This window comes from Actinokineospora terrae, from assembly GCF_900111175.1.
Lineage (GTDB): Bacteria > Actinomycetota > Actinomycetes > Mycobacteriales > Pseudonocardiaceae > Actinokineospora > Actinokineospora terrae.
In genome coordinates, this window is the sequence record NZ_FOGI01000005.1 from 399,150 (window position 1) to 424,931 (window position 25,782).

The following is a 25,782-nucleotide window of genomic DNA, read 5'->3' on the forward strand; positions in this document are numbered from 1 at the left end:
CTCTGGAGCACGTGAGCGTGGTACTGCTGGCCGAGGACGACGCGGCGATCGCGGACCCCCTCTCGCGTGCACTGCACCGAGAGGGCTATGAGGTGCGGGTTGTCGGAGACGGCCACGCCGCACTGGAGGTGGCCTCGACCGGCCACCCCGACCTGCTTGTCCTCGACCTCGGGCTGCCCGGGATCGACGGACTCGACGTGTGCAGGCGCTTACGCGCCGCGGGTCGCGGGATACCGGTCCTGATGCTGACCGCCAGAGCCGACGAGGTCGACTTCGTCGTCGGGTTGGACGCCGGTGCCGACGACTACGTGGCCAAGCCGTTCCGGCTGGCCGAGCTGCTGGCCAGGATCCGGGCGCTGCTGCGCAGGCAGGCCCCCGGTGCCATCGACGTCAACGGCGTGCGGATGGACCTGGCCGCGCGGGTGGTGACCGTCGACGGCACCGAGATCACCCTGGCCAACAAGGAGTTCGAGCTGCTGCGGGTGCTGATCCAGCGGGCAGGCCAGGTCGTGACCAGGGAGGAGATCCTCACCGAGGTGTGGAGCGACCCCGAGCTCAAGACCAGCAAGACCCTGGACATGCACATGTCCTGGCTGCGCCGCAAGCTCGGCGAGGGTGGGCCGCGCTCCACCGAGCGGCGCATCGCCACCGTGCGCGGCGTCGGCTTCCGGTTCAACGCCGAGTAGCGCGTGCGCCGCCGCATCCTGCTCGCGATCCTGCTCGCGGTGACCATCACCGCGTGCGCGCTGGGCATCCCGCTCGGCTACACCGCGCTGCAGGTGGTGGAGAAGCTGACCAGGGAGGACCTCGCGGTCCGCGCCCAGCAGATCACCGCGACGCTCGACGACGAGATCGCCAACGGCAGGCCGGTCGACCTGACCAAGGTCCTGTTGGCCGTCCCGACCGGCGGTCGGCTCACAGTGACGCTGCCCAGCGAGGGGAAGCGCACTCTGGGCACTCTTGGCCCGGAGCCGGTCGAGGACGTGGTAGCCGAAGAGGCACCGATGTCGCGGCAGGGCACTGTGCTGCTGGAGATCGACGCTGGGCCTATGCGCACGAGACAGGCCCAAGTCGCTGCCTTGGTCGCTTTGGTGGTGGTGCTGACTGTGGCCGTTGGCACCGTGGTCGCCATGGTTACCGCGCGCAGGTTGGCCAGACCGCTGCGCCATGTCGCCGACCGTGCCACCAAACTCGGCGCCGGCGACTTCCGACTCGACAAGTCCCGTTACGACCTCTACGAGCTAGACATGGTCGCCGAGGCGCTAGATGCCTCCGCGACCGCGCTCGCCCAACTCGTCCAACGCGAACGCGACCTGGTCGGGGACGTCTCACACCAGCTGCGCAGCAGGCTCACGGCGCTGCAACTGCGGCTGGAGGCGCTGACGATGGTGCCGGACGCCGACGCGGCCGCTGAGGCCAGCGAGGCCCTCAACCAGGCCGAGCGCCTCTCCGACGTGCTCGACGAGCTGCTCGCCGCCGCCCGCGAGGCCCGCGCCGTCGACGCCGAGCCCGTTGACCTGGCCAGGGAACTCACCGCCATCGCCAACGAGTGGCGCGAGATGCTGCGCTCCGAGGGCCGCACGCTGCGCATGAAGCTCACCCCCGGCCTGATGGCCAGGGTGACCCCCGCGCGGCTGCGCGAGACCATCGGCGTCCTGCTCGACAACGCCCTGCGGCACGGCGGCGGCACCGTGGTGCTGTCCTCGCGCGCCGGGGAGTCGGTCGGCGGCGAGACCGTGGTCATCGAGGTCACCGACGGGGGCTCGGGCGTGCCGGACGAACTGGCCCCGCACATCTTCGACCGCGGCGTCTCCGGCGGCGGCTCGACCGGCCTCGGGCTGGCGCTGGCCAGGGCGCTGGTGGAGTCCGATGGCGGCAGGCTGGAGCTGTCGACGGCCAGGCCGCCCACGTTCACCGTGTTCCTGCCGGTGCCCAAGGCGGGCAACATCCCCGGCCTGCGCTGGCCGACCGAGCGGTCGCCGCGCTAGCGGGGTCAGGCGGCCTGCTCGTCCTCGCCGGTCCGCACCGCGCGCAGCGGCCGCACCCGGCCCTCGGCCTCGGGGAACACCCACTTCTTGAACGCCCACCAGCGGAACACCATGGCGATCAGGGTGCCCAGGATGATGCCGAAGCCGAAGTCGGCGATCTCCTGGGTCAGCAGCGTCACGTGCGGCACCTCGAGGTCGAACAGGTACCGCGACACCCACAGCGGCAGCGCGTTGAGCCCGACGCCGATGCCGCTGATCAGGAAGAACAGCGCGGCCTCGTGCGGGCGCTCCCGGCCGCCGCGGTCGCGGAAGGACCACTCGCGGTTGAGGATGTACGACACGATCGTCGCGATGATGACGGCCACGATCAGCGCGGTCACCGGGTTGCGGTTGAGCACGGTGAGCTTGAGCGCGTAGTTGACCGCGTTGGTCACGATGAAGCACACACCGCCGACCACCGCGAACTTGAGCATCTCCCGGTGCTTGATCAGCAACGACCGCACCGGCTGGGGCAGCCGGGCCAGCACCGTGTCCACGAAGGCCATGACGGCGAAGTCTATCCGCCCTGTTCGCGGGGGGCCCGGCAACCGGGACGGGTAGTCGTGTCGGTCACTGTTCAGCAGTCCCACTTCCACCACTTCGACCGCGAACGCCCGATTTCCAGGCAGATCTGGATGAGCGGTTTGTCCGCTTCCGGGATCACGACCGGCGGTTCGGGCTTCGGCGTTGGCGCCGTCGTGACCGGTGGCGTGGTCGTCGTCGTTGGCGCTGCCGTGGTGGTCGGCTTCGTGGGGCTCGTGGTGGTGGTGGGTGGCGTCGTGGGCGCGGGGGTGGTCGTGGTCGTAGTCGGCTTGGGAGGGTTCGGCTCGGGGCGGTGCTCGCAGCAGATCGGCCGGTGCGGGATCCGGATCGTCACGCTGTCGGTAGCGGTACCGAGGGCAGCGGTGACGGTCAGGTTTCGCTTCTCCTTGTAGTGACTACGGACCCCGACGATCACCTTCAGCTGTTCACCCGGCCGGAGTGAGGTAGTGCTCACGCAGTTCAGGAAGTCCTCTCCTGCCGTGCAGCTGACCTCGCGGTCCGACGACAGGAACTTGGCATCGCGGTCGAACGTCACCGCGACCGCCTTCGTGCTCTCACCGGTGTTGGTTGCCCACGCCGCTACGCGAACCTCGCGTCCCCACGGCAAGAGCCGCTCGACAAGGCCCTGGTCGTCTAGGGCCGCGGTGAGGTCGACGCCGTCAGGTAGCGGTGTCACCTCGATGCCGATCGTGAACGGCAACTCGATCTGCGTGCCCGCCGTCAGCGTCCCCGCGATCTGCGCGGTGAGCTGCGCGTCGTCCGCGACCAAGCGGTAGACGAGCGTGATCGTCTCGCCCGGCTGGAGCCCGCGTTCAGTGCTGCACACGACGCGACCGGTGCCCGCGGGGCAGTCGATGGTGGTGGCCTGGGCGTTGAGCCGGAGCAGCGGGGGCGCCGAGAGCCTGCTGGGGGATACGGCGCGCACACCTGTCGGGAGCGGTAGGGCTGCCACGACTGGCTCGGAGACAGCGTCACCGGAGTTCGTCACGGTGATGGGGACCTCGGTGGGTGCGCCCGGGGTGAGAGAGACCGGGCCACCTGGGCCTGACGCCGACAGGTTCGGCCGGGGCTGCGGTGGCTCCGGGGTCGGTGTGGGTGCTGGCGTGGTCGTGGTGGTCGGCGCCGTTGTCGTTGTCGTTGGTGCCGTGGTGGTGGGCTCTGGCGCTTCCGTGGTGGTGGGTTCCGAGGGTGGCGGTTCCGGCGTGGTCGGTACCGGCTCCGGCGGCGTGACGGGAGGAGTCTGCGGCTTGGGGGTCGGGCGGGGAGCGGTCGTTGTCGGGGCGTTAGAGGTAACGGCCGCCGGGACCTGGGTGCTGTTAGGAGCGGCGACCAGCCCTACGACGACGGCAGCGACAAGAGCCGCACCCGACACCGCGACCGTCATGGCCTGCCGTGGGGCGCTCGTGATCGCGCTGAGCACACCGCCACCGCTGGCACCGGCCGCAACACCGGCCCCGACCACCGCGGTCGCCTTCGCCGCGCCCAGGTACCCCGCCACCGCCATCGGGCCGAGCACCAGCGGCGCGATGAACAGCCGCAGGCCGCTGTTGACGTCCGCCAGCTCCGCGGCCAGCGCCCGGCACCGGTCGCACTCGTCCAGGTGCGCCTCGACCTGGGCCTTCTCCCGCTTCGACAGGCCGCCGCGCACCCAGGCGCCGAGCCGCTCCGCGGTCGCCCGGCAGCGCTGGTCGCCCGCCTCGGCCAGGTGGACCTGCAGGTAGGCCTGCTTGAGGCCCTCCCTGGCGCGGTAGGCGAGCGCGGACACCCCGTTCGGGGTCAGCCCGAGCAGCGGAGCCACCTCGGCCGGGGACTGGCCCTCGATCTCGGTGTGCCACAGCACCGCCTGCCAGCGCTCCGGCAGCTTCCGGAACGCGCGCGCCGCCAACGACCGCTCAAGACCGGCGATGGCCGTATCCGAGAACGGCACGCTCACCTGGTCCTGGTTGATGCCGCTGACCTGGGACACGTCGTCGGAGAACTCGACCTTGCGGTCCCTGCGCGTCTTGTCGTAAGCGGTGTGCCTTAGCGCTGTCAGCAGGTACGCGCGGAACGCGGCATCAGGCCCCCGACCCTGCCGCAGCGTCTCCAACACCTTCGCGAACGCCTCGGACACCAGGTCGTCCGCCTCGGCCTGCGACCGCGCCAACTGCCTGGCCAGGTTGCGGGCGGCACCCGAGTGGCGCTCGTAGAGCGGACCGTAGGCAGCGGCGTTCCCCGACCGCACCGCATCGATCAGCTCGGCGTCACTCGGGCCGTCGAACTCCGACACTGTGCTCCCCTCGACCGCTGCCACCCCCGGCGTCGCGACCAAGTGTGACTGAAGCTCACCGTAACGTCACGCATCACTCGGGCGGGGGAGATTGTTTTACGCACAATCGATTCACCCGTTCCGCGTCACAACCGCACCCGGGCCGCGTCTTCTCCTTCGGGAACCGGCGAAGGGACTCGAAGCTGTGGCGGTGCGAGAAGCGGGGTCGCGGTGGCGCCGTGACGATGCTCAAGGTACTGACTGCGCGCTGGGGGAGCTGCGGGCGCGGTGGCGCACGGCCAGCACCCGGGCGGGGTGGCGGTTCCCCAGCGACTGGGGCGCGCCCGAGGTCGACGAGGTCTGCGCGGCCGTCCTGGCCGGTGGCGACCTGCTCTCGGCCCTCGGCGACCTGGCCCGCGCCCGCGCGTTCGCCGGTGCCGACCTGGACGAGACGCTGGCCGACCTGGCCGCGCTGCACGCCGTCCTCGAGGGCGACGACCTGGAGTGCCTCGACCTGGACGCCACCCCGGCCGCCCTGCTGCGCTCCACGGCCATCGCCTGGGCCGACGCCGCGCTGAGCCGCCTGCACGCAGGCGACATCACCGACACCCTGTCCGGCCAGGCCAACGCCGACTACCTGCGCGTCCGCCTCGGCGAGATCTACGCCGAGTGCAGGCGCAAGGGCTTCTGCCCCACCGACCGCTACGTCCTGCTCGTCGCCACCCTCGACCTGACCAAGGTCGACGGCTGGTCCCGCTTGATGGCGATGGTCCTCGTCGGCGACGTCCTCCGCTCAGTCTTCGACGGCGGCGAAACCGTCGCCGTCCTGGGCCCCTCGGTCGCGGTAGTCCTCACCGAACGCGACACAACCCTCGCCGAACGCGCCTCCGACGCCCGAATCCTCATCAAGGACCGCCTCACCCTCGACCCCGACCTCGGCCCGAGCGCCACCCCCGAAGTCCGCATCCAACGCCTCCCCACCGGCGAACCCGCCGCCATCAACCTCCTCCGCGACATCAGCCGCGCTTGAGTCTCGGCGTTTCCGCAGCTGGGGCTTGTTTTCGCGCGTTCTTCGGCCTGTCTGGGATTCACCTGGTTCAGGGACAGAAGTTGTCCACATGTGGATCTTGGGCGGGGTGGTTTCAAGATCGGCTGTCGGGGGGTGCCGGTAGGCTGGGACCTGGGACGCCCCCCGGAGAGGGTGGGGGCTGGGGCCGGACTGGCGCGGGCGCGCGAAGCGGGTTCGGTGGGGGTTAGAGCGGGTGGTGGCGCTGACGGTCAACGGTGGCGGGTGCTGACGGTCGGCGGTGGGGGTGCTGGCGGCCGGAGTGTCTGGTGCTGGGTGGGGCGATGGCGGGCGGTTTGGCCGACTGTCGGTGGTTTGGCTGACGGTGGGTGGTTGGGGGTGACTGTCGGCGGTGGGTGCTGGGACGCGGGCGCCGGATCGGTGTGGGGTCGGTCGGGGATGGCGTGGCTTGGTGGTGAGTTGGCGGGGCTGGGTGGCGTAAACCGGGGGTGGTGGGGCTGGGGCGTCGTTGGGGGCGTGGTTGGCTGTGGGGTGTGACCGGGTCTCTTGTGCGCGTTCGGCCATTCTGGGTGGCGTTGGTGCTTCCGGTCGTGTGTGTGGTTGTGGGCGTCGTGGGGTGGGCGCTGGGGTGGCATCTTGGGGTGGACAACGCGGTTTATCGGTCTGGGGCCGTGGCGTTGTTGCACGGGGAGCCGCTCTATGACCAGATGTTCTTGAGTGATGAGCCGTCGTGGGCGCGGTTGCCGTTTACCTATCCGCCGACCGCGGCCGTGTTCTTTGTGCCGTTGGCGATAGTGCCAACCCAGGTCGCCTGGGGGGTGTTGGCGGCTATCTCCTTGCTGCTCCTCACCTACGTCATCAAGGTGTGCGTAGAGGCACTGCCAACGCGTCCACAGTGGATGGACCCCATGCGGACCGCGGTCCTGCTGGGAGTGGTCCTGTTCGGACTAGAGCCCGTGTGGCGGACGGTCTTCCTCGGCCAGGTCAACATCGTCCTGATGGCGCTGGTCGTCATCGACGTCTTAGTGCTCGGCGCGCGCGGGAGCCGCTTCGGTGGCGTGCTGGTCGGCGTCGCAGCAGCAGTGAAGCTGACGCCCCTCGTGTTCGTCGGGCTGCTGCTGCTCAAGAAGCGCTGGGCGGACGCGGCGCGGGCCGTGGTCACGTTCGTCGTGCTCCAGGGGCTGGTGTTCCTGCTCATCCCGCACGACTTCACCCGGTTCTGGGGCCACGCCGTCCAAGACCCGCAGCGCATCGGCCCCATCTACTGGGCGGGCAACCAGTCGCTGAACGGGCTGGTGCTGAGGCTGACCGACAACGCCGACTGGTCCATGACCGTCGTCGCCCCGATCGCTCTAGTCCTCGCCGTGCCGTGCGTGCTCTGGGTGCGACGCATGAGCCCGTTGCCCGCGCTGCTCGTCACCGCGTTCTTCGGGCTCCTCGTTAGCCCTGTCTCCTGGTCTCACCACTGGGTGTGGGCTGTCCCACTGATCGTCTTCCTCCTCTCACGCCTGCCGGACCACAACCCCACCCGCGCGCAGTTGGCGCCAACTGTCGCAGTTGTCCTTGTCTTCGCCAGTTGCGTGCTTCTGGCTATGCGCAACGGCAAGGCTGTCGAGTTCGACTGGACAGTGCTCGAGTACGTGGTCGGTAGCGCCTACATGCTGGTGCCGCTGGTGGCTGGCGCCGTTCTCCTGGCCAGGCGCAGGTAGAGTCCCCTGCTCGTGGACGCACGTACCGGTTTCCCCGTGGTCGGGATGGTCGGCGGTGGGCAACTGGCGCGGATGACGCACCAGGCCGCCGTCGCGCTCGGCCAGTCGCTGCACGTGCTCGCGGTCGACCCCGCCGAGCCCGCCCCCCTGGTGTCGCCGAACGTCAGCCTCGGCCACCACACCGACCTCGACGCGCTGCGCGAGTTCGCCAAGGGCGTCGACGTGGTCACCTTCGACCACGAGCACGTCCCCACCGAGCACCTGCGCGCCCTCGTGGCCGACGGCGTCAAGGTCCACCCGGGACCGGAAGCGCTCGTGCACGCCCAGGACAAGCTGGTCATGCGCCGCAAGCTCGCCGACCTCGGCCTGCCGATCCCGGCGTTCGCCGAGGTCAACGCGGTGGACGACGTGGTCGAGTTCGGCGACGCCGAGGGGTGGCCGTGCGTGCTGAAGGCCGCGCGCGGGGGGTACGACGGTCGCGGCGTGTGGATGGTCGACGACGCCGCCGAGGCCGCCGCGCTGATCCCCGGCCTGCTCGCCGCGGGCACGCCGCTGCTGGTCGAGCAGCGGGTCGTGATGCGCCGTGAGCTGGCCGCGCTGGTCGCCAGGTCCCCGTTCGGCCAGGGCGCCTGCTGGCCTGTCGTCGAGACCGTGCAGGTCGACGGCATCTGCGTCGAGGTCCTCGCCCCCGCGCCCGACCTGGACGACGAGCTCGCCCAGCACGCCCAGAGCCTCGCGCTGCGCGTCGCCGACGAGCTCGGCGTGGTCGGCGTGCTGGCCGTCGAGCTGTTCGAGACCGACGCCGGGGTGGTCGTCAACGAGCTGGCCATGCGCCCGCACAACTCCGGCCACTGGAGCATCGACGGCGCGCTGACCTCGCAGTTCGAGCAGCACATCCGGGCCGTGCTCGACTACCCGCTCGGCGCGACCGACCCCGTCGCCCCGGCCGTGGTGATGGCCAACGTGCTCGGCGCGGCGGAAGCCCCGACCATGGGCGTCGACGAGCGGTTGCACCACCTGTTCGCCCGGTTCCGCGACGCGCGCGTGCACCTCTACGGCAAAGAGGAGCGCCCTGGCCGCAAGGTCGGCCACGTGACGTTCCTCGGAACCGACCTCGCCGAGACCCGCACCCGCGCGCAACTCGCCGCGCACTGGCTGTCTACCGCCGTATGGCTCGACGGCCACGAAATCCACTAGCCCTATCGCGATCCACTAGCCCTACCGCGGTCCGCTAGTCCTGAGTGTGATCGCTAGCTCTACCGCGCGACCGGCTTGCCCGCGCGTCCCGCGTTCCCCGAGACAGGAGCACAACCGGTGTCCGACACCCCCGCCGTCGGCTTGATCATGGGCAGCGACTCGGACTGGCCCGTCATGCGGCTGGCAGCCGAGGCGCTGACCGAGTTCGGCATCCCGCACGAGGTCAGCGTCATCTCGGCGCACCGCACCCCCCAGCGCATGCTCGACTACGCGACCACCGCTGTGGACCGCGGCCTCCAGGTGATCATCGCGGGCGCGGGCGGCGCCGCCCACCTGCCCGGCATGGTCGCCTCCGCCACCGTCCTCCCGGTCATCGGCGTCCCCGTCCCCCTGAAATACCTCGACGGCATGGACTCCCTCCTCTCCATCGTCCAAATGCCCGCAGGCGTCCCCGTAGCAACGGTGTCAGTCGGCGGCGCCCGCAACGCAGGCCTACTCGCCGTCCGCATCCTCGCCACCGCCGACCCGACCCTGCGCACCAAGATGGCCGACTTCCAGTCCTCCCTGCACTCCCTGGTCCTGGAGAAGGACGCCGCCCTCCGCGCCTCCCTGACCTGATCTCCTGACCACTTTCGCTTGCCCGGCTTTCCTGGGCCCTGATGGCTTGCCCCACTTGGCCCGCCATCAGGCAATCCGCTGCTGATCTTGCTCCGATCTTCACCCGTTCCAGCGACAGAAGTTATCCACATCTGGATCTTGCTGCCGCCTGTTTCAAGATCGTTTGTCGGTGGGTGCCGATAGACTGGCACTGGGACGCCCCCCGGTGTGGGTGGGGGCTGGGCAGGGTCGGGACCGCGTGCGCGCGAGGCGGTTGCGGTGGGGGAATCCGTGGCCGGTTGGGGTGGTCAGATGCGGCGGGGGTATCTGCGGCCGGTTGAGCTGGCTTGATGTGGTGGCGCTACCGGGCTTTGCGGGTTTACGCGGGTGGGTTGGCGCGCTTGGGGAATGTCGAGTGGTGGCTTTGTGTGGCGCGCTCGACCTTGCTGCACTTGCTATTGGGCAGGGCGGTCGGGGCATGATCGAAATCGTTCTGGCGCCGTAGGTCTGTATTGCCGGTGGGGCGATGGCCGTACGGGCGCTGAGCAGGCTTTCTGCGTTTTGCCGTGCTCGGACATTCACCCGGTTCAGGTACAGAAGTTATCCACATGTGGATCTTCGGCGGCCTGTTTCAAGATCCTCTGTCGGGGGGTGCCGATAGGCTGGGACCTGGGACGCCCCCCGGAGAGGGTGGGGGCTGGGGCCGGACTGGCGCGGGCGCGCGAAGCGGTTGTGCTGGGACAAGCGGGTTCGGTGGGGTAAGCGGGTTTGCGCGGGGTAAGCGTTGGGGTGGGGGCTGGCTGGGGTGAAGTTGCTGGTTGGTGGGGTGTGGGGGCGTGAGTGGTGGGTATGGGGCTAGGTCGGAGTGGCTGGGCTGATCGGGTGGGGGTGGTAACCGGGGGCGTGGGTGGGGCGACACCGTGGGTGGTGAGGGGGGAGCCTGATGGCCACGATCGCGCCGGGTGGGGTTCGGGGGGTTGCTGGGCGGGCGTTGGTGCCTGGTGGTCTGGTGGTGTTGTTGTTCCTGGCTTGTGGCGTGTTGGCGTTGCTGGCGCCGAATCGGGATGACGGTCGGGGGATAGCCGGGATTTCCATCGAGCACGCCGATGGGGGTTGGGCTCTCATACCGGGCGAGTCGTTGGATTGCGTGCGGCAAGATGACCGGACTGCCGTCTGTACGGTCGATGTCCTGGGCAAGCAGTTGCTTGCTGCGATGACCTACGGCGAGTCCCCGAGTCGTAGTGCCTCGTGTCTGGCTGCTTATGCGGGGCAGGCGCATCCGTGCCTGCCGAACTTCGGCTCTAACGCGCACCTGTCCGTCAACGCGGCCATGACTGACGGGCTCGGCTTGACCCGTGCCCAGTTCGACCTCGCTGCCGCCAAGGGGATGCCGTGGTGGCGGCTCGGTAGCGGTATGCCGATTGTCGTGCCCTTCATGGTCTTCGTGCTGCCGTTGGCCGCCGCGCTGGTGGTCGGGTTTTCGCGCCGTGAACCGACCGCCAAGGCCCGGTTGCTCTTGGCCGCGACGACGGTGGGCTGGGTCGCGGTCCTCGCGTTCACCAACGCCCTGGGCAATGGCCTGTTCGGCGGGCTGCTCGTCCCGGCCGCGATGGTCGGCACAGCCGTGGTGATGGCCTGGCAGTGGGCGCTCACGCGTCCCGCGTGGCGCGTCGGCCTCGCTCGCGGAGTGGTCGCGTACCTGGCGGCCACCGTGCCGTGCGTCGTGGCGCTGATCTTCTCGCTCGTCGGTGGCGGGTACGTCGACTAGCTGGGCCGACCGGGTGAGGTAGGTAACGCGCGCGTAGTCGAGGCGACACGGTGAGTGTCGAGTGGAGGAGCCTGATGTCCGCTATCGCGCCGGTTCGGTTGGGGTGGGTTTCGTGGCGGGTAGCGGTACCCGGCGCGTTGCTCGTGGCGTTGTACGGGATCGCGATCCTGCTCGCGTTAGCCGCGCCGGGACGCGGAGATGACGGGCAGGTCTATGCCGTCTCGGTGAACGCCGGGCAGGACGACTGGGTCTACATCCCGAGGGCGTCGTTGGAGTGCTCTAGGGACGGGCAGGAGTCCACGTGCGCGGTGGAGGTCGTGGGCAAGCGGCTCGCGGTCGTGATGACCTTCGGGGCCGACGAGGGCCGGGAGATCCGGTGCGCGGAAGCCACGTACGACGGTAAGGCCGTCCGCTGCGAGGCGACCTACTTCTACACCGCCAAGGGCGTGGGTGCCGTCGCCGTCCTCCCCGAGGGGCTCGACCTGACGGCGGCGCAAGCCCAGGGCATCGCGGACAGCAGGCCGTGGTGGGCCGACCCCGGGAACGTCACCGACCTGGTGCCCTTCGTCATCGCCGGTCTCGCGGTGGCGGCCGCGCTGGTCGTCTGGTTCGGCGGCGTCAAGCCGGTCGACAACGGCCGGGTGTGGGTCGTGGCCACCGGCGTGGGGTGGCTGGTCGTAGTGCTCACCGGATGCTGGATGCTCGGAGACCTGCATCTGTTCTTAGCGCTGCCGGTGCTGTTCTTCATCGGCCCCCTGCTCGTCTACTGGCAATACCTGCTCACCCAGCCCGCACGCGCGCCCGCGATCTTGCGCGCCGCAGGAGCGTTGGCGATAACCGCGCTCGCCTCGTCAGCGGCGCTGTTCGTGTTCCAGCTCAGCGGCGCGTACATCGACTAGCGATGGCCACCGCCCGGTTCACCGCCAGATCCTCCCTCCCCGGGGCCCTGCTGCTCGCGTTGTTCGGCGCGTGCCTCCTACTCGCCCTCTTCGCTCCGAGCCGCGAGTACGAGCAGATCCACTACGTCGCCGTGGACCACGGCCAGGACACCTGGACGAACATCCCGCGCGCCGCCCTGGCCTGCGCCGAGCTCGACCGCGTGGAGACCTGCGTGGTGGACGTCGCGGGCAGGCGCCTGGAGGTCGTCCTGCGGCGCGGCCTGACCGACGGCGGCCCCATCTCCTGCACCGCGCGCTACGCCGACAAACCCAAGCCGTGCGACGCCACGTTCGCGTACTCGGAGGGCGGCGACGGAGCGGTGGCCGTGCTCTCGTCGGGCATCGGCCTCACCGCCGCGGAGGTCGACCAGATCACCGACGCGGGGTGGTCGATCCCCTCGAACGTGGCCTGGGTGGCCATCAGCGCGGTCGTGGGGCTCGCCGTGCTGGCCGCCCTGGTCGCGGGCCTCGGCGGCACCCGCCCGATCGAGGACGGCCACCCACTGGTCTGGACCGCGGGGCTCGGCTGGTTCGTGCTGCTGTTCTTCGCCGTGTCCATGCTCGGCGGGACGCTGGACGCGCTCGCGCACCCGGTGGTCGTCGTGGTCGGCGTGCTGCTGATGTGCTGGCAGCTGGCGCTGGCCAAACCGGGGCACCGGCTCGGTGCCGGACGCGCCGCGGTGGCGTTCGTGATGACCGCGCTGACCACGTCCGTGGCGCTGTTCGTGTTCCTGCGCGCGGGCGCCTTCCTGGCCTAGCGGCGCACGACACAAGGACACCGATGTGAACGAGTACTAACATCGGGGTCCGACGCAGGCCTACCGGGAGGTAATGGACGTGGACGCGGGCTACGGGCTCTACCAGCTCGGCGACGAGCACAACGCGCTGCGCGAGGCCGTGCGCGACCTCGCCGAGAAGGAGATCGCGCCGCACGCGGTCGAGGTGGACGAGAACGAGCGGTTCCCGGTCGAGGCCCTCACCGCGCTGAACAAGGCCGGGTTCGCCGCACCGCACATCGCCGAGGCCTACGACGGGCAGGGCGCCGACTCGGTGGCGACCAACATCGTCATCGAGGAGGTCGCCAGGGTCTGCGGGTCGTCGTCGCTGATCCCGGCGGTCAACAAGCTCGGCACGATGAACCTCATCCTGGGCGGCTCCGAGGCGCTCAAGCAGCAGGTGCTGCCCGCCATCGCCAACGGCGAGATGGCCTCGTACGCGCTGTCCGAGCGGGAAGCGGGCTCCGACACCGCGTCCATGCGGACCAGGGCGCGGCAGGAGGGCGAGACCTGGGTGCTCAACGGCACCAAGTGCTGGATCACCAACGCGGGCGAGTCCAGCTGGTACACGGTGATGGCGGTGTCCAACCCGGACGCCGCGAAGCCCGCCGACGGCATCTCGGCGTTCATGGTGCACAAGGACGACCCCGGCTTCGTGGTCGGCCCCAAGGAGCGCAAGCTCGGCATCAAGGGCTCGCCGACCCGCGAGATCTACTTCGAGAACTGCGAGATCCCCGCCGACCGCATCATCGGCGAACCCGGCCAGGGCCTGCGGCTGGCGCTGCGCACCCTCGACCACACCCGGCACTCCATCGGCGCGCAGGCCCTCGGCATCGCCCAGGGCGCCCTCGACGCCGCGGTCGCCTACGTCAAGGACCGCAAGCAGTTCGGCAAGACCATCGCCGAGTTCCAGGGCGTCCAGTTCATGCTCGCCGACATGGCCATGAAGGTCGAGGCCGCCCGCCACCTGGTCTACGCCGCCGCCGCCAAGGTCGAACGCGGCGAACCCGGCGGCTCCTTCGCCTCCAGCGCCGCCAAGACCTTCGCCTCCGACACCGCCATGGAGGTCACCACCGACGCCGTCCAACTCTTCGGCGGCGCCGGCTACACCCGCGACTTCCCGGTCGAACGCATGATGCGCGACGCCAAGATCACCCAGATCTACGAGGGCACCAACCAGATCCAGCGGTTGGTGATGGCGCGGGCTCTGCTCAAGGGGTAGTGCGCAGGTCTGTGGAGGCGGTCCGATCCTGGTGGTCGGGCCGCTTTTGCGTCGTTTGGGTTTTTCCGGGTGGTCGGTGTGGCAGGTTGATCACTGTGGAGTCTGGTGAGCGGGAGAAGGTGCCGTCCTTCCCCAGGTGGTTGGTAGGGACGCGGCACGGGCGTCGGGATGTGTGTGCGGCTGCGGGGTTCGCGGCGGTGTTGGTGGTGTTGTCGGCGGTGACACGGGGGTTTGATGTCTGGGTTGTGGTGGGTGGGGTGGTGATGGTGGTGCTGAGCCCGCTGATGACCTACTGGTGGTGGCGGGGCGATCTGCTCAAGGAGGAGGCTGCGGAGAGTGACAGCGAGGGCGGCGAAAAGTAGTTGGATCGGGTGCGCGGTTGAGGACTGGAGCTGTCCGCAAGTGGTCCTAGTGTTGTCCGCAACGAAGCCGCGAAAGACCACCGAAGGACGCACCATGAGCAGCCCGCTTGACCTCTCGCTCGCGCCGACCGCCACCGACATCGACCCCGAGCGGGCGGACCTGCTGCAGACCCTGGCCGTGCACCGGGGGTTCCTGCGCTACACCGCGCAGGGCCTCACCGACGAGCAGGCGGGGCAGCGGACGACGGCCAGCGCGCTCACCGTCGGCGGCCTGATCAAGCACGTCGCCGCGACCGAGGCGGCCTGGTACCGGTTCATGGTCGGGGGCGCCGAGGAGATGGAGAGCGTCGCGCTGGACTGGGAGGACGAGCACCGGATGAACCCGACCGAGTCCATCCAGGCGCACCTCGACAACTACGCCGCCGTCGCCGCCAAGACCGACGAGCTGATCAAGACCGCCGATCTCGACAAGTCCTACCCGCTGCCCACCGCGCCGTGGTTCGAGGCCGGGGCCGTGCGGTCGGTGCGGCGGGTGCTGCTGCACATCATCGCCGAGACCGCGCAGCACGCCGGGCACGCCGACATCATCCGCGAGAGCCTCGACGGCCAGAAGACGATGGGCTGAACACCCTGCGGACCAGCGGCTGGTACCAGGAGCCGAGCACGCGCGGCAGCAGGTCGATGACGTAAGCGTCAGGGCCGATCAGGACGCGTGCGCGATCACGGCGCACCCCGTCCAAGATGACGCGGGCAGCGCGGTCTGGGGAAGTTAGTGCTACCCGGTCGAGGGAGCGTCCGAAGGATTCTTTCTCGGCCGGGTCGGACGTCCGCGCGTTGCGGGCGATCGCGGTCTTGATACCACCGGGGTGCACGCAGGTGACGCCTACGACTCCCGACTGCTCCTGCCGCAGCGCCTCGGTGAAGCCGCGGACGGCGAACTTGGCCGCGTTGTAGGCGCTCTGCGTGGGCACCCCGATCAGCCCGAACACGCTGGAGATGTTCACCAGGTGCCCGCGCGAGGCCACCAGGTGCGGCAGGAACGCCCGCGACCCGTGCACGACGCCCCAGAAGTCGATGTCCATCACCCACCTCAGGTCGTCGTCACTCATCTGGGCGACGGTCCCCTGGAGCGCCACCCCGGCGTTGTTGACCACCAGGTCGACCCGCCCCAGGTCGGCGACCACCTGGTCGGCGTGCGCGTACACCGCGTCCCGGTCGGCCACGTCCACCCGGTACGCCCGCACGGCGTCGGACGCCTCGACCTCGTCGACGTCCGAGGCCGCCACCCGCGCCCCCTCGGCGACCAGGGCCGCCACCAGCGACCGCCCGATCCCCGACGCCGCCCCGGTGACGACGGCGACCTTCCCCGCGAACGACCGCATCAGGACAGCTCCCCACGACTCAGGTCCCCACACATCAGGTCAGGTCAGGTCCACAGTGGTCCGCTCGGCCTGCCGGTGCGCGTCGACCCGCGCCGGGTTGCTCACCTGCACCACCGACCCGCCTGCCAGCAGCGGCGCCACCAGGGCGGCCAGCACCCCGTCCGGCACCGTCCACTCGCGAGTCGACAGCACCCGCGCCCCCGCCGCCAGCCCGGCCGCCCGCGCCAGCACCTCGTCGACCGTCAGCCCGGCCAGCGCGGGCGTCGACCCCGGCACCGGCGCGCCGAAGTAGTCGTCGCCGAAGAGCCGGGCCTCGCCGACGAAGTCGAGCACGCCGCCGGACGACCCGCCCAGGTCGCGGCCCATCGGGTCCAGCGACACGGCGGCGGTGAGGCCGCCCGCGGACTCCCCGGGTGCGACGAAGGTCACTGCCGCCGGGCCGTCGGCGACCACGTGCGCGCCAGCCCACCAGGCGCCGAGCAGGACCCCGGCGGTCTGCCAGTGCGCGGGCAGCCGCACCGCGACCGGGGTGCCCGGTTCGACGTCGTGCTCCTCGACCAGCCAGTTCGCGGTTTTCGCCGCCCAGTTCGCGGTGGTCGCGACTGACAGCTCGACCCGCGTGCCCGCGGCGTCGTCGTAGTGGGTGATCAGCGGTTTCGCCGACGAGGCGCGCAGCGGGCGCAGGAGGGTCTCGGTGAGGCTCACCCGGTCGAACCTAGTTGACGCACTTGAGGTTGCCCGCCGCCACCGTGGGTCCGTCGACGACCGTGCCCGACCGGGTCGGCTGCGTGGTCCTGGTCGCGCCCGAGGTCGACGTCGTCGGCGGGGCCGTGGTGGTGGTCGTGGTCGGCGTCAGGTTCAGCACCGAGTCCCCGGTCAGGTACGTGGTGCCCAGCACGACCCGCACGTGCCCGGTGTCGAGCGTGCCGTCCTCGGTGAAGGTGAACGCCGCGCCGGGCAGGGTGCTGGCGACCGCGTTGGCCTTCGCCAGCTCACCCGAGGCGTACCGGATCACCGAGCCGCGCTGCACCGCCGCGTCGCCGACCTGCCCGCGCAGGAAGCCGTGACCCGCGAGCCGGTCGAGCACGGTCGTGGCGAGGCCCTTGGTGGTGGACCCGTTGCGCACGTCGACCGTGATCGACCCGGACGGCGTGGTCGTGGTCGGCACCAGCGGCGCCGCGCCGCCCCCGGATGTGCCCGCCGGTGGGCTGCTCGGCCTGCTCGCCACCCCGTCGGCCTGGTCGATGACCTGCTTGACGGTGGCCGCGACCTGCTCCGGGTCGACCTTGATCACATCGGCGCCGCCGATCCTGGCGTCGCCCTGGGTGGGGATGGTCCGGAACTCGATGTTCCCGCTGCTCAGGCCCTGCATCTGGGCGGCGAAGCGGGACAGGTTCCAGTTCGACGACAGCACGACCGACTTCTGCACCGCGGTCACCAGGTCCCTGGCCCTGGCCGGGTTGGTGAGCAGGTCGGCGGAGAGGACCTTGTTGGCCAGCGCGCCGAGGAAGGTCTGCTGCCGCACGATCCGGTCGAGGTCGCCGTTGGGCAGTGCGTAGCGCTGCCGCACGAACGACAGCGCGGCCGCCCCGGAGATGGTCTGCCGCCCGGCCGGGAAGCGGGCACCGGACTTGGGCTCGTCCACGGCGTTGTTCAGGCACACCTCGACGCCGCCGACGGCCTTGGTGACCTCGTAGAAGCTGGCCAGGTTGACCTCGGCGTACCGGTCGATGGTGACCGCCTTGCCGATCAACCGCTCGATCGTGGAGATCAGGTTCTTCCTGCCTGCCACGACGGCCTTGGCCTCGAGCTCCTTCGGGTCGCTGACGCCCTGCTCCAGCAGCGTCTTGCGGGTGTCGTTGTAGGCGTAGACGAACGCCGAGTTGAGCTTGTGCTTGCCGAAGCCGCCGCCGATGTCGACCCACGAGTCGCGCGGGAAGGAGAACGCCACCGCCCGCTTCCCGCCAGCGGGGATGTGCACCAGGATCATCGTGTCGGTGTTGCGCTCGCCGTCGGCCTTGCCGCCGTTGAGCATGGCCAGGACCTCCTTCGGCAGCGGGTTGCCGAAGGCGTCGGTGCGGCTGTCGATGCCGACCAGCAGGATGTCGGTCGCGGTGTCGAGCCGGTCGGTGCTCGACCGCCCGGTCGCCGGGTCGTCGGCCTGCACGTCGATGACATCGGTGGTGGCGACGTTGTCGTCGAGGCCGCTGAAGGCCCACCAGCCGTAGCCGAAGGCCGCGACCACGGCGACGGACACGGCGGTCACCACGGCGCGCACCGCGATGGTGCTCACCCGCAGAAACAGCGACGGCCGACGTGGCACGGGTAAGTCACCCCCGTGCTCGTCTTCGACCACTCCGCGCGCACGCTCGCCCACGCACGCTCCTCCCCGGTCTGACCTGACGGAACCAGGTTACCCACCTCCGTGTGGAGTGGCAGTCAGCGTCGTCACCGGTAACACGGATCGGTGAGCGTCGACGTTTACTGCGTCAGGGGTGAGACGTGGAAGACTTCTCGCGGCGAGTCCGCGCGGGGTGTGAGGACGGTGGGATTTCATGCGGGTGCTGGTGACAGGCGGGGCGGGCTTCATCGGGTCGCATTACGTGCGGCAGGCGCTGAGCGGGGCGTACCCGTCGCTCGCCGACGCCGAGGTGGTGGTGCTCGACAAGCTGACCTACGCCGGTAACCGGGCCAACCTCGACCCGGTGGCCGACAGCGGGCGGCTGCGCTTCGTCGAGGGCGACATCTGCGACGCGGACCTGGTCAAGGCCACCATGGCCGGGGTCGACCTGGTGGTGCACTTCGCCGCCGAGTCCCACGTGGACCGCTCGATCCTCGGCGCGGCCGACTTCGTGCTGACCAACGTGGTCGGCACCCAGACGTTGCTGCAGGCCGCGGTCGACGCCGGGGTCGGCCGGTTCGTGCACGTCTCGACCGACGAGGTGTACGGCTCGATCGATGAGGGCTCCTGGACCGAGGAGCACCTGCTCGAGCCGAACTCGCCGTACTCGGCGTCCAAGGCGTCCTCCGACCTGATCGCGCGGTCGTACGCCCGCACGCACGGGCTGGCGGTGTGCGTCACCCGGTGCTCGAACAACTACGGGCCGTACCAGTTCCCCGAGAAGGTGATCCCGCTGTTCACCACCAACCTGATGGACGGCGAGAAGGTCCCGCTCTACGGCGACGGCCTCAACGTGCGCGACTGGCTGCACGTCGACGACCACTGCCACGGCATCCAACTCGTCGCCGACGGCGGCCGCGCTGGCGAGATCTACAACATCGGCGGCGGCACCGAGCTCAACAACCGCGAGCTGACCAGCCTGCTGCTCGCCGCCACCGGCACCGACGAGTCGTTCGTCCAGCCGGTGATCGACCGCAAGGCCCACGACCGCCGCTACTCGGTCGACATCACCAAGATCGCCACCGAACTCGGCTACCAGCCCCGGGTGTCCTTCGAGGACGGCCTGGCCGCCACCGTCGCGTGGTACCGGGACAACAGAGCGTGGTGGGAACCGCTGAAGAACCGCGCCGCGCTACCCGGGAGCTGACCACCACCGTGTCCCTCGTCCTCCTCGTACCCGGCGGCACCGGCCAGCTCGGCCGCGAACTCGCCGCCCTCACCACCGACGGCGTGGAAGTCATCGCCCCGGGGTCGACCGAGCTCGACATCACCAGTGCGGGCTCGGTCATCGAGGCGGTCTCCGCCCTCGCGGGCAAACGCGCGGTGGTCGTCAACGCCGCCGCGTACACGGCGGTCGACAAGGCCGAGACCGACCAATCCCGAGCCTTCGCGATCAACGCCGACGGCCCCCGAGTCCTGGCAGCGGTCTGCTCATCGCGCGGCGTCCCCCTGATCCACGTCTCCACGGACTACGTCTTCCCCGGCGACGCCACCGAACCGTACGAAGTGGACTCCCCACCGGGACCCCGGTCGATCTACGGACTGACCAAACTCGCCGGGGAGGACGCGGTACTGGGCTCCGGCGCGGACGCGTGGGTCGTGCGCACCTCGTGGGTGTACGGGGCCTGGGGCAAGAACTTCGTCAAGACCATGGCCCGCTTGGAATCCTCCCGGGACACATTGTCCGTTGTGGACGACCAGGTCGGAAGTCCCACGTGGACTTTCGACCTGGCTCGCGGCCTGGTGGAACTGGCCACCCGGATCTCCGGGGGATCCGGCCCCACCTCGCGGGTACTCCACGCCACAGCCGCCAACTCGGTAACCTGGGCGGGCTTCGCCCGCGCCATCTTCGAAGAACTGGGAGCCGACCCCAGCCGCGTGAAGTCTTGCGGAACCGAGGACTACCCCCTCCCAGCCCGCCGCCCCGCCTACTCAGTCCTCTCCAGCACCGCCTGGGCAGAAGCCGGCCTAACCCCCTTGCGCGACTGGCGCGAGGCCCTCCGCGAGGCCTTCTCCCGCCAGGGCAACGAATTCCGAGCCCAGTAGAACTTGAACAGGGGCCAACAACGTTGACCCCCACCCTGCCCTCTCGGGCGTTGGCCAACCACGCGCCCCCGAACAGTGTTGGCCGACAAGCGCCCCTCTACAACGTTGGCCCTAGAACGCTCCTCGGAGTCGCTGGTGCCAAGCCGGCTCGATGGGGCGGACTTGTTTTGTGTGGGGGAGGACTGCCCGTAGCGTCGTTCGCGGACAGGGCCATGCTTTTCGGCCCCTGCTTTGCGGTCCTGCCACGGGTGGTTCAGGGGCCCCGCGCAAAACAAGTTCGCCGCATCGAGCACAGCTCGTAACTCGCGCCCAGGCCAATGCCGCAGGCGAGGTCTAGTCGTCGATGGCGCAGCCGAGTTCGAGAGCCGCCAGTCCCCAGCTCAAGATCAAACCGCCCAAAGCACCCCCCGATATACAGCTTACCGCCGCGCGCGGATAAACCGGGCAGAGCGATCCACAACCCTGTGGACAACTCACCATGACCTCGGCAAAGCCGCAGCCTCACCGCCCAGCAGCCGCCCGATAAGCCGACACCGTCAACTCGGCACACCGCCGCCAAGTATGCGTAGCCGCATGAGCCCGCCGCTCACTGATGGTCCCTGCCGTCAGGGGCTTCTCCAAAGCCTCGACCAACGCCGCAGCAATAGCGTCAATCTCCCCGAACGGCACCAAATGAGCGTGCCCCCCTGAAACCTCCCGAAGCGCCGGTACATCAGTGCACACCACCGGCACATCACAAGCCATCGCCTCGATGACCGGAAGCCCGAACCCCTCATCCCGCGAGGGCAGCGCAAGCGCCGAAGCCCCCGCCATCACGCTGCGCAAGTCGGCCTCCGACACATACCCCGTTGTCCGCACCCGACCACCGGAAGCCGTGTGCCCGGGCCCCACCAACACCAACGGCGGCAACGACGGCGTGTTCGCGTGAGCCTTGATGAGCCAGTCAAGGGCCTTGCGCGGACCAGCGGAACCCACATACAGCAGATACTCGCTGGGCAGATTGAGCCGCCGAGCGAGGTCCGGATTAGGGGGCCGGGCGGTGAACCAGGCGGGGTCGACGCCGAGGGGGGTTACGCGGACCTTGTCCTCCGGCACCCCCAGGCGGGAGACGACCAGGTCGGCCACTGCTGTGGACGGGGTGCAGATGACACCGGCCCGGTGGGCGGAGACGCGGACCAGTTCCGGCAGGGTGGTGTCGAAACGCGAGAGTTCTTCCGGGTAGTCCAGGAAGCTGAGGTTGTGGACGGTCAGCACGCCGCAGGCGCGGAAGGTCGCGGGGAGGACGAAGTTGGTGCCGTGCACGACATCGGTGAGGCCCGCGAACAGCTCGACCGGCGGGTACGGGGCCCGCAGCCAGGCCGCCCGCAGCAGGCCTGCCGGGGACGGGATGCCCCGGGCCCGGACCCCGTGCGGCAGGACGCGGCGCAGGGCCCGCCAGCCGCGCAGGGTGAAGGCGACCGCGCGCATGTCCACATGGGACGACGAGGCGAGCTCCTCGGCCAGTGCCGCGGTGTAGCGGCCGATGCCGGTGCGGTTGCCGAGCAGTGGCGTGCCGTCGATCAACACCCGGATCGGCTTAGGCATGCGGACGTCCCCCTGTCTCGCGCGCGGTCACGGCGCCCGGTCCACGCGCGGGGTCTGCCCGGGTGCGCTGGGCCAACCGTGCCTCCTCGCCGTGCTGCCGCCCTCCGGCGGGGTGTGGCCGCGGTGCCACCTCCGCCATAGCGTGCCTCATCGCAGCGCGTGATGGGCGCTCAACCGCGCGAAACGCCGTGCGCGCACGGGCACCCGCACGCGCACGGCCGCGCGCTGACCCGATCGCCCCAACCGGTCGCGTCCGGTTGGCTCACACCGGACGGATATGTCCAGAGTGGAGCGTGGCGGCCGTCGGAAGTTCACCCGTTCGAGGGGGAGTCGGTGGCTCGGCGCCGCTGCGCTGGGTGAGCGGGGGCGCACCGGCCGGGTCGGGCACAATACCGGGTCGTGACCGCTGAACCCACCGCCTACGGCGACCGGCTCGCCGTGGTGACCGTGACCTACTCGCCCGGCGACACCCTGGAGCGGTTCGTCCAGACCCTCGCCGCCGCCACCAGCCGCGACGTGCGGGTCGTGCTCGCCGACAACGGCTCGGTCGACGGCGCCCCCGAGGCCGCCGCGGCCGCCCACGACCACGTGGAGCTGGTCCGCACCGGGGGCAACCTCGGCTACGGCGGCGGCGCCAACCGCGGTGTCGCCGCGCTCGGCCCCGAGTTCGGCTGGGTCGTGGTGGCCAACCCCGACCTGGAGTGGGCGCCCGGCTCGCTCGACGACCTGCTCGCCGCCGCCGAGCGCTGGCCGCGGGGCGGCGCGTTCGGCCCGCTGATCACCGAGCGGGACGGCGCGGTGTACCCGTCGGCGCGCGAGGTGCCCTCGCTGGGCAAGGGCATCGGCCACGGCCTGCTCGGCAAGGTCTGGCCTGCCAACCCGTGGACCCGCGCCTACAAGCAGTCCGCCACCGACGTGCGCGAGCGGGAAGCGGGCTGGTTGTCCGGTTCCTGCCTGCTGCTGCGCCGCGCCGCGTTCGACTCGGTGGACGGGTTCGACACCCGCTACTTCATGTACTTCGAGGACGTCGACCTCGGCGAGCGCCTCGGCCAGGCGGGCTGGCAGAACGTGTACGTGCCCTCCGCGAGCGTCATGCACATCCAGGGTGTCTCGACCGCCAAGGTGTCGGAGAAGATGCTGGTCGCCCACCACGACAGCGCCTACCGGTTCATCGCCGACCGGCACCGCGGCCCGGCGTGGGCGCCGCTGCGGGTGGCGATCAGGGCCGGACTGGCCGTGCGGCTGCGCCTGGAGACCCGCTGACCGTCCACTTCGGACAAGCGGGGTTCTCGGGTCGGGCGGGGCCGCTCAGTTGTCGCCGTCGAGCCGCTGCGACAACGACGGGCGGCCCTGGTGCTGCTGCGGCCGTGAGGTCGGCACCAGGCCGTCGACCGGCAGCGGCCGCTGCACCGGGTACGGCCGCGGCGGCCGCTCACCCGGCCGGGGCGGGGCTGCCACCGACTGGGTGGCCGCTTCCTGGGCTATGGCGGGCAGTTCCTCGGTCGGCCCGCGGCCGTCGTCCGGCGGGAAGGTGTTCGGCGGGAACACCCCGGCGGGGAAGACCGCGGTGATGTCCGGGTCCTCCGCGTCGATCGCGGCGACCACCGCCCGCGGGATCTGCAGCGTCGCGGACGCGTCCATCGGGGAGATGGCGCTGTCCGGGGTGACGACGTAGGCGCCGCGCGCGCGGGCCCGCGCCAGGATGGCATCGGCCCGGTCACGGGGGTCCATGTGGCGGCCTCTCCTGCGTCGCTGCCAGTGGTGCTCGGTGCTGCTGTACTTCTCCTGCAACCCCGTCAGAGTATCCCGCCCGGCACGCCGCGTCATCGACCCAGGCCGATCCCCCCGGGATCCGAGCCGGATTCACAGGTAGTCGGCGTCGCCGTGCTCGCGCAGGATCTCGGTGAGCCGCTTGATGTCCTGCGCCCGGTCCCGGTCGCACACCAGCACCGCGTCGTCGGTGTCGACCACGATCAGGTCCCGCACGCCCAGCGTCGCCACCAGCCGACCGCTGTTGGGCACCACGATCACGTCCGCGCCGTCGACCACCACGGCCCTGCTCTGCGGCGCGGCGGGGGAGAACGAGCGGCCGCCCTGGCCGACGTCGGTGCCGAGCAGGCGGACCACGGTCTCGAAGTCGCCGATGTCGCTCCAGCCGAAGTCACCGGGCACGGTCGCGACCTTGCCCTCCTCCGCGGCGGGTTCCATCACCGCGTACTCGACGGCCACCTTGGGCACCGTCGGCCACAGCTCGGCGAGCACGTCCTCCTGCCGGTCGGTGTCCCACGCCGCCGCGATCGCCGCGATCGGCTCGGCCACGTCCGGCCTGCGCGCGGCCAGCTCGGCCAGGAACAGGTCCGTCCGCCACACGAACATGCTGGCGTTCCACAGGTACGCCCCGGACTCGACGTACCGGCTGGCCACCTCCAGCGACGGCTTCTCCTTGAACTCCAGCACCGGCTGGAGCTGCCCGCGCTCGGCCTGCGCGCTCAGCCGCAGGTAGCCGTAGCCGGTCTCCGGCCTGGTCGGGGTGATGCCGATGGTCATCAGGTAGCCCTCGCGGGCACCGGCGACCGCCTGCTCGACGGTCCGCTCGAACTCGTCGGTGTCGGTGATCAGGTGGTCCGCGGCGAAGGACGCCATGACCGCGCCGGGGCTGCGCCGCTCGATCACCGCGGCGGCCAGCGCGATCGCCGCGCACGAGTCCCGCGCGAACGGCTCCACCAGGATGTTGCTGTCGGGCAGGTCCGGCAGCTGCCGGGCGACCCCGGCGGCGTGCGCGGTCCCGGTGACCACCAGCAGCCGCTCCGGCGGGGCCAGCGGGGTCAACCGGTCGAACGTCGCCTGCAGCAGCGACCGGTCGGTGCCGGTGAGCGCGTGCAGGAACTTGGGGTTGCCCGCCCGCGACAACGGCCACAGGCGGGTCCCGCTCCCACCCGCGGGAACTACTACGAAGAGTTCTGGCAGCGTCACTGGCAGGTGTCCTTGGTGGTGGGGACGAGTCCGGTGGCGACAACTGTAACCAACCGGCCGGTACGGTCCCCGTGATGACGTCCACCCGCGCCTGGCGCCCCGGCTACCCGCTCGACCTGGCCCAGGTCCTGCGGCCGCTGCGGCGCGGCTCGGGTGACCCCGCCTTCCGCCAGGACGCGTCGGGGGCGTGGCTGGCCGCCAACACCGCGCAAGGCCCCGCGACCGTGCTGCTGACCAGGGCGTCGGGCGAGGTCTGCGCCACCGCGTGGGGACCCGGCGCGCAGGTGCTGCTCGACGGCGTGCCCGCGCTGCTCGGCGCGGACGACGACGACAGCGGGTTCGAGCCGCTGCACCCCTTGATCGCCGAGGCCCGGCGCGGCGGACCGGGCATCCGGCTCGGCGCCACGGGCCGGGTGTGGGACGTGCTGCTGGCCGCGGTCCTGGAGCAGAAGGTCACCGGCGAGGAGGCGCGCAGGTCGTGGCGCGAGCTGGCCAGGCGGTTCGGCGAGCCCGCGCCGGGACCCGCGCCGGAGGGGATGTTCACCCCGCCGACCCCGGCCGCCGTGCTGGGGATCCACGACTGGGAGTGGCACCGGGCCGGGGTCGACTCGGCCCGCAGGCGCGCCGTCATCGCCGCCGCGCAGGTCGCGGGCCGGTTGGAGCGGGCGGTCGAGCTGCGCGGGGTGGCGGGCAGGCTGCTGCTGCGCAAGGTGCCCGGCATCGGGGTGTGGACCGCGGCCGAGGTGGCGCAGCGCGCGTGGGGCGACCCGGACGCGGTCAGCGTCGGCGACTTCCACATCCCGGCGCTCGTCGGGTACGCGCTGGCGGGCCGCAAGACCGACGACCGGGGCATGCTCGACCTGCTCGCCCCGTACGCGCCGCACCGGCAACGGGTCGTCCGCTACATCGAGGCCAGCGGATTCCGCAAACCGCGGTTCGGGCCGCGGCTCTCGGTCAAGGACTACCGCGGCATGTGACGCAT

General features: G+C 70.7%; 24 protein-coding genes. 16 read left to right on the forward strand and 8 right to left on the reverse strand.

The window, feature by feature from the left end:
* The first annotated feature begins 17 nt into the window (after window positions 1-17).
* Together BMY07_RS13380 and BMY07_RS13385 are read left to right on the forward strand one after the other, a co-directional pair.
* Window positions 18-686 (forward strand): response regulator transcription factor, encoded by a 669-nt coding sequence (locus BMY07_RS13380; RefSeq protein ID WP_092778371.1) that lies wholly within the window; start codon window positions 18-20, stop codon window positions 684-686.
* A 3-nt stretch (window positions 687-689) separates the two neighbouring features.
* The gene (locus tag BMY07_RS13385; RefSeq protein ID WP_092778064.1) at window positions 690-1,988 is read left to right on the forward strand and encodes a sensor histidine kinase; all 1,299 of its coding nucleotides are present in this window, start codon (window positions 690-692) and stop codon (window positions 1,986-1,988) included.
* 5 nt (window positions 1,989-1,993) lie between these two features.
* Here BMY07_RS13385 and BMY07_RS13390 read toward each other — a convergent pair whose 3' ends face one another.
* Entirely contained in the window at window positions 1,994-2,533 is a 540-nt protein-coding gene (locus tag BMY07_RS13390; protein WP_092778066.1) for a GtrA family protein, read from the reverse strand.
* Window positions 2,534-2,604: 71 nt separating this feature from the next.
* Window positions 2,605-4,839 carry a sigma-70 family RNA polymerase sigma factor gene (locus BMY07_RS13395; RefSeq protein ID WP_245782355.1) on the reverse strand — a complete coding sequence of 745 codons (2,235 nt, stop codon included), beginning with the start codon at window positions 4,837-4,839 and terminating at the stop codon, window positions 2,605-2,607.
* 184 nt (window positions 4,840-5,023) lie between these two features.
* On the opposite strand from BMY07_RS13395, the gene BMY07_RS13400 reads away from it, so the two are divergent.
* The 10 genes from BMY07_RS13400 (at window position 5,024) to BMY07_RS13445 (ending at window position 15,039) form a co-directional block, all read left to right on the forward strand.
* Window positions 5,024-5,848: a hypothetical protein gene (locus tag BMY07_RS13400; RefSeq protein ID WP_092778068.1), complete on the forward strand. Its 825-nt coding sequence runs from the start codon at window positions 5,024-5,026 to the stop codon at window positions 5,846-5,848.
* Window positions 5,849-6,552: 704 nt separating this feature from the next.
* Window positions 6,553-7,554 (forward strand): glycosyltransferase 87 family protein, encoded by a 1,002-nt coding sequence (locus tag BMY07_RS13405; RefSeq protein WP_245782356.1) that lies wholly within the window; start codon window positions 6,553-6,555, stop codon window positions 7,552-7,554.
* Window positions 7,555-7,566: 12 nt separating this feature from the next.
* The gene (locus tag BMY07_RS13410) at window positions 7,567-8,751 is read left to right on the forward strand and encodes a 5-(carboxyamino)imidazole ribonucleotide synthase (protein ID WP_092778072.1); all 1,185 of its coding nucleotides are present in this window, start codon (window positions 7,567-7,569) and stop codon (window positions 8,749-8,751) included.
* A 147-nt stretch (window positions 8,752-8,898) separates the two neighbouring features.
* Complete coding sequence (gene purE, locus BMY07_RS13415; protein ID WP_092778375.1) at window positions 8,899-9,369, forward strand: 5-(carboxyamino)imidazole ribonucleotide mutase; 471 nt, start codon at window positions 8,899-8,901, stop codon at window positions 9,367-9,369.
* Window positions 9,370-10,561: 1,192 nt separating this feature from the next.
* Window positions 10,562-11,116: a hypothetical protein gene (locus BMY07_RS13420; RefSeq protein ID WP_143073464.1), complete on the forward strand. Its 555-nt coding sequence runs from the start codon at window positions 10,562-10,564 to the stop codon at window positions 11,114-11,116.
* 74 nt (window positions 11,117-11,190) lie between these two features.
* On the forward strand, window positions 11,191-12,015 hold the full coding sequence (locus BMY07_RS13425) for a hypothetical protein (RefSeq protein ID WP_092778076.1): 825 nt from the start codon (window positions 11,191-11,193) through the stop codon (window positions 12,013-12,015).
* A gap of 2 nt (window positions 12,016-12,017) precedes the next feature.
* The gene (locus BMY07_RS13430; protein WP_092778078.1) at window positions 12,018-12,812 is read left to right on the forward strand and encodes a hypothetical protein; all 795 of its coding nucleotides are present in this window, start codon (window positions 12,018-12,020) and stop codon (window positions 12,810-12,812) included.
* 73 nt (window positions 12,813-12,885) lie between these two features.
* Window positions 12,886-14,052 (forward strand): acyl-CoA dehydrogenase family protein, encoded by a 1,167-nt coding sequence (locus BMY07_RS13435; RefSeq protein WP_092778080.1) that lies wholly within the window; start codon window positions 12,886-12,888, stop codon window positions 14,050-14,052.
* Window positions 14,053-14,249: 197 nt separating this feature from the next.
* On the forward strand, window positions 14,250-14,414 hold the full coding sequence (locus BMY07_RS34305; RefSeq protein ID WP_177215562.1) for a hypothetical protein: 165 nt from the start codon (window positions 14,250-14,252) through the stop codon (window positions 14,412-14,414).
* A gap of 94 nt (window positions 14,415-14,508) precedes the next feature.
* Window positions 14,509-15,039, forward strand: a complete 531-nt coding sequence (locus BMY07_RS13445; protein WP_092778084.1) for a DinB family protein — start codon at window positions 14,509-14,511, stop codon at window positions 15,037-15,039.
* Here BMY07_RS13445 and BMY07_RS13450 read toward each other — a convergent pair.
* From BMY07_RS13450 to BMY07_RS13460, 3 genes are read right to left on the reverse strand one after another with little or no spacing between them, the layout of a single operon-like run.
* Entirely contained in the window at window positions 14,999-15,796 is a 798-nt protein-coding gene (locus BMY07_RS13450; RefSeq protein WP_092778086.1) for an SDR family NAD(P)-dependent oxidoreductase, read from the reverse strand. The two genes, BMY07_RS13445 and BMY07_RS13450, sit on opposite strands and share 41 nt — an antisense overlap.
* Window positions 15,797-15,835: 39 nt before the next feature.
* Window positions 15,836-16,501 (reverse strand): TIGR03089 family protein, encoded by a 666-nt coding sequence (locus BMY07_RS13455; protein WP_092778088.1) that lies wholly within the window; start codon window positions 16,499-16,501, stop codon window positions 15,836-15,838.
* A 10-nt stretch (window positions 16,502-16,511) separates the two neighbouring features.
* Window positions 16,512-18,089, reverse strand: a complete 1,578-nt coding sequence (locus BMY07_RS13460; protein WP_245782357.1) for an LCP family protein — start codon at window positions 18,087-18,089, stop codon at window positions 16,512-16,514.
* A 262-nt stretch (window positions 18,090-18,351) separates the two neighbouring features.
* Here BMY07_RS13460 and rfbB point away from each other — a divergent pair, with 262 nt between their 5' ends.
* Both rfbB and rfbD read left to right on the forward strand, forming a co-directional pair.
* Window positions 18,352-19,344, forward strand: a complete 993-nt coding sequence (gene rfbB / locus BMY07_RS13465; RefSeq protein WP_092778090.1) for a dTDP-glucose 4,6-dehydratase — start codon at window positions 18,352-18,354, stop codon at window positions 19,342-19,344.
* 8 nt (window positions 19,345-19,352) lie between these two features.
* On the forward strand, window positions 19,353-20,243 hold the full coding sequence (rfbD, locus tag BMY07_RS13470) for a dTDP-4-dehydrorhamnose reductase (protein ID WP_092778379.1): 891 nt from the start codon (window positions 19,353-19,355) through the stop codon (window positions 20,241-20,243).
* Window positions 20,244-20,744: 501 nt separating this feature from the next.
* On the opposite strand, the gene BMY07_RS13475 is transcribed toward rfbD, so the two are convergent.
* Window positions 20,745-21,827 carry a glycosyltransferase family 4 protein gene (locus BMY07_RS13475; protein ID WP_177215563.1) on the reverse strand — a complete coding sequence of 361 codons (1,083 nt, stop codon included), beginning with the start codon at window positions 21,825-21,827 and terminating at the stop codon, window positions 20,745-20,747.
* 399 nt (window positions 21,828-22,226) lie between these two features.
* On the opposite strand from BMY07_RS13475, the gene BMY07_RS13480 reads away from it, so the two are divergent.
* Window positions 22,227-23,090, forward strand: coding sequence for a glycosyltransferase family 2 protein (locus BMY07_RS13480; protein WP_092778092.1), 864 nt, complete (start codon window positions 22,227-22,229; stop codon window positions 23,088-23,090).
* Between the two features lie 45 nt (window positions 23,091-23,135).
* Here the strand turns inward: BMY07_RS13480 and BMY07_RS13485 are convergent, their stop codons facing one another.
* Window positions 23,136-23,558 carry a hypothetical protein gene (locus tag BMY07_RS13485; RefSeq protein ID WP_092778094.1) on the reverse strand — a complete coding sequence of 141 codons (423 nt, stop codon included), beginning with the start codon at window positions 23,556-23,558 and terminating at the stop codon, window positions 23,136-23,138.
* A gap of 132 nt (window positions 23,559-23,690) precedes the next feature.
* Entirely contained in the window at window positions 23,691-24,800 is a 1,110-nt protein-coding gene (locus tag BMY07_RS13490; protein WP_218150659.1) for a mannose-1-phosphate guanylyltransferase, read from the reverse strand.
* A gap of 74 nt (window positions 24,801-24,874) precedes the next feature.
* Between BMY07_RS13490 and BMY07_RS13495 the strand changes: the two genes are divergently transcribed.
* Window positions 24,875-25,777 carry a DNA-3-methyladenine glycosylase family protein gene (locus BMY07_RS13495; protein WP_092778096.1) on the forward strand — a complete coding sequence of 301 codons (903 nt, stop codon included), beginning with the start codon at window positions 24,875-24,877 and terminating at the stop codon, window positions 25,775-25,777.
* Window positions 25,778-25,782: the final 5 nt, after the last annotated feature.

Excerpts from the sequence above, each read along its gene's own strand:
- BMY07_RS13430 (WP_092778078.1), top strand. The coding sequence starts at position 12,018 with ATGGCCACCGCCCGGTTCACCGCCAGATCCTCCCTCCCCGGGGCCCTG.
- BMY07_RS13420 (WP_143073464.1), top strand. The coding sequence starts at position 10,562 with ATGACCTACGGCGAGTCCCCGAGTCGTAGTGCCTCGTGTCTGGCTGCT.
- BMY07_RS13405 (WP_245782356.1), top strand. The coding sequence starts at position 6,553 with ATGTTCTTGAGTGATGAGCCGTCGTGGGCGCGGTTGCCGTTTACCTAT.
- BMY07_RS13485 (WP_092778094.1), bottom strand. The coding sequence starts at position 23,558 with ATGGACCCCCGTGACCGGGCCGATGCCATCCTGGCGCGGGCCCGCGCG.
- BMY07_RS13425 (WP_092778076.1), top strand. The coding sequence starts at position 11,191 with ATGTCCGCTATCGCGCCGGTTCGGTTGGGGTGGGTTTCGTGGCGGGTA.
- BMY07_RS13475 (WP_177215563.1), bottom strand. The coding sequence starts at position 21,827 with ATGCCTAAGCCGATCCGGGTGTTGATCGACGGCACGCCACTGCTCGGC.
- BMY07_RS13445 (WP_092778084.1), top strand. The coding sequence starts at position 14,509 with ATGAGCAGCCCGCTTGACCTCTCGCTCGCGCCGACCGCCACCGACATC.
- purE (WP_092778375.1), top strand. The coding sequence starts at position 8,899 with ATGGGCAGCGACTCGGACTGGCCCGTCATGCGGCTGGCAGCCGAGGCG.
- rfbB (WP_092778090.1), top strand. The coding sequence starts at position 18,352 with ATGCGGGTGCTGGTGACAGGCGGGGCGGGCTTCATCGGGTCGCATTAC.
- BMY07_RS13390 (WP_092778066.1), bottom strand. The coding sequence starts at position 2,533 with ATGGCCTTCGTGGACACGGTGCTGGCCCGGCTGCCCCAGCCGGTGCGG.
- BMY07_RS13450 (WP_092778086.1), bottom strand. The coding sequence starts at position 15,796 with ATGCGGTCGTTCGCGGGGAAGGTCGCCGTCGTCACCGGGGCGGCGTCG.
- BMY07_RS13495 (WP_092778096.1), top strand. The coding sequence starts at position 24,875 with ATGACGTCCACCCGCGCCTGGCGCCCCGGCTACCCGCTCGACCTGGCC.
- BMY07_RS13435 (WP_092778080.1), top strand. The coding sequence starts at position 12,886 with ATGGACGTGGACGCGGGCTACGGGCTCTACCAGCTCGGCGACGAGCAC.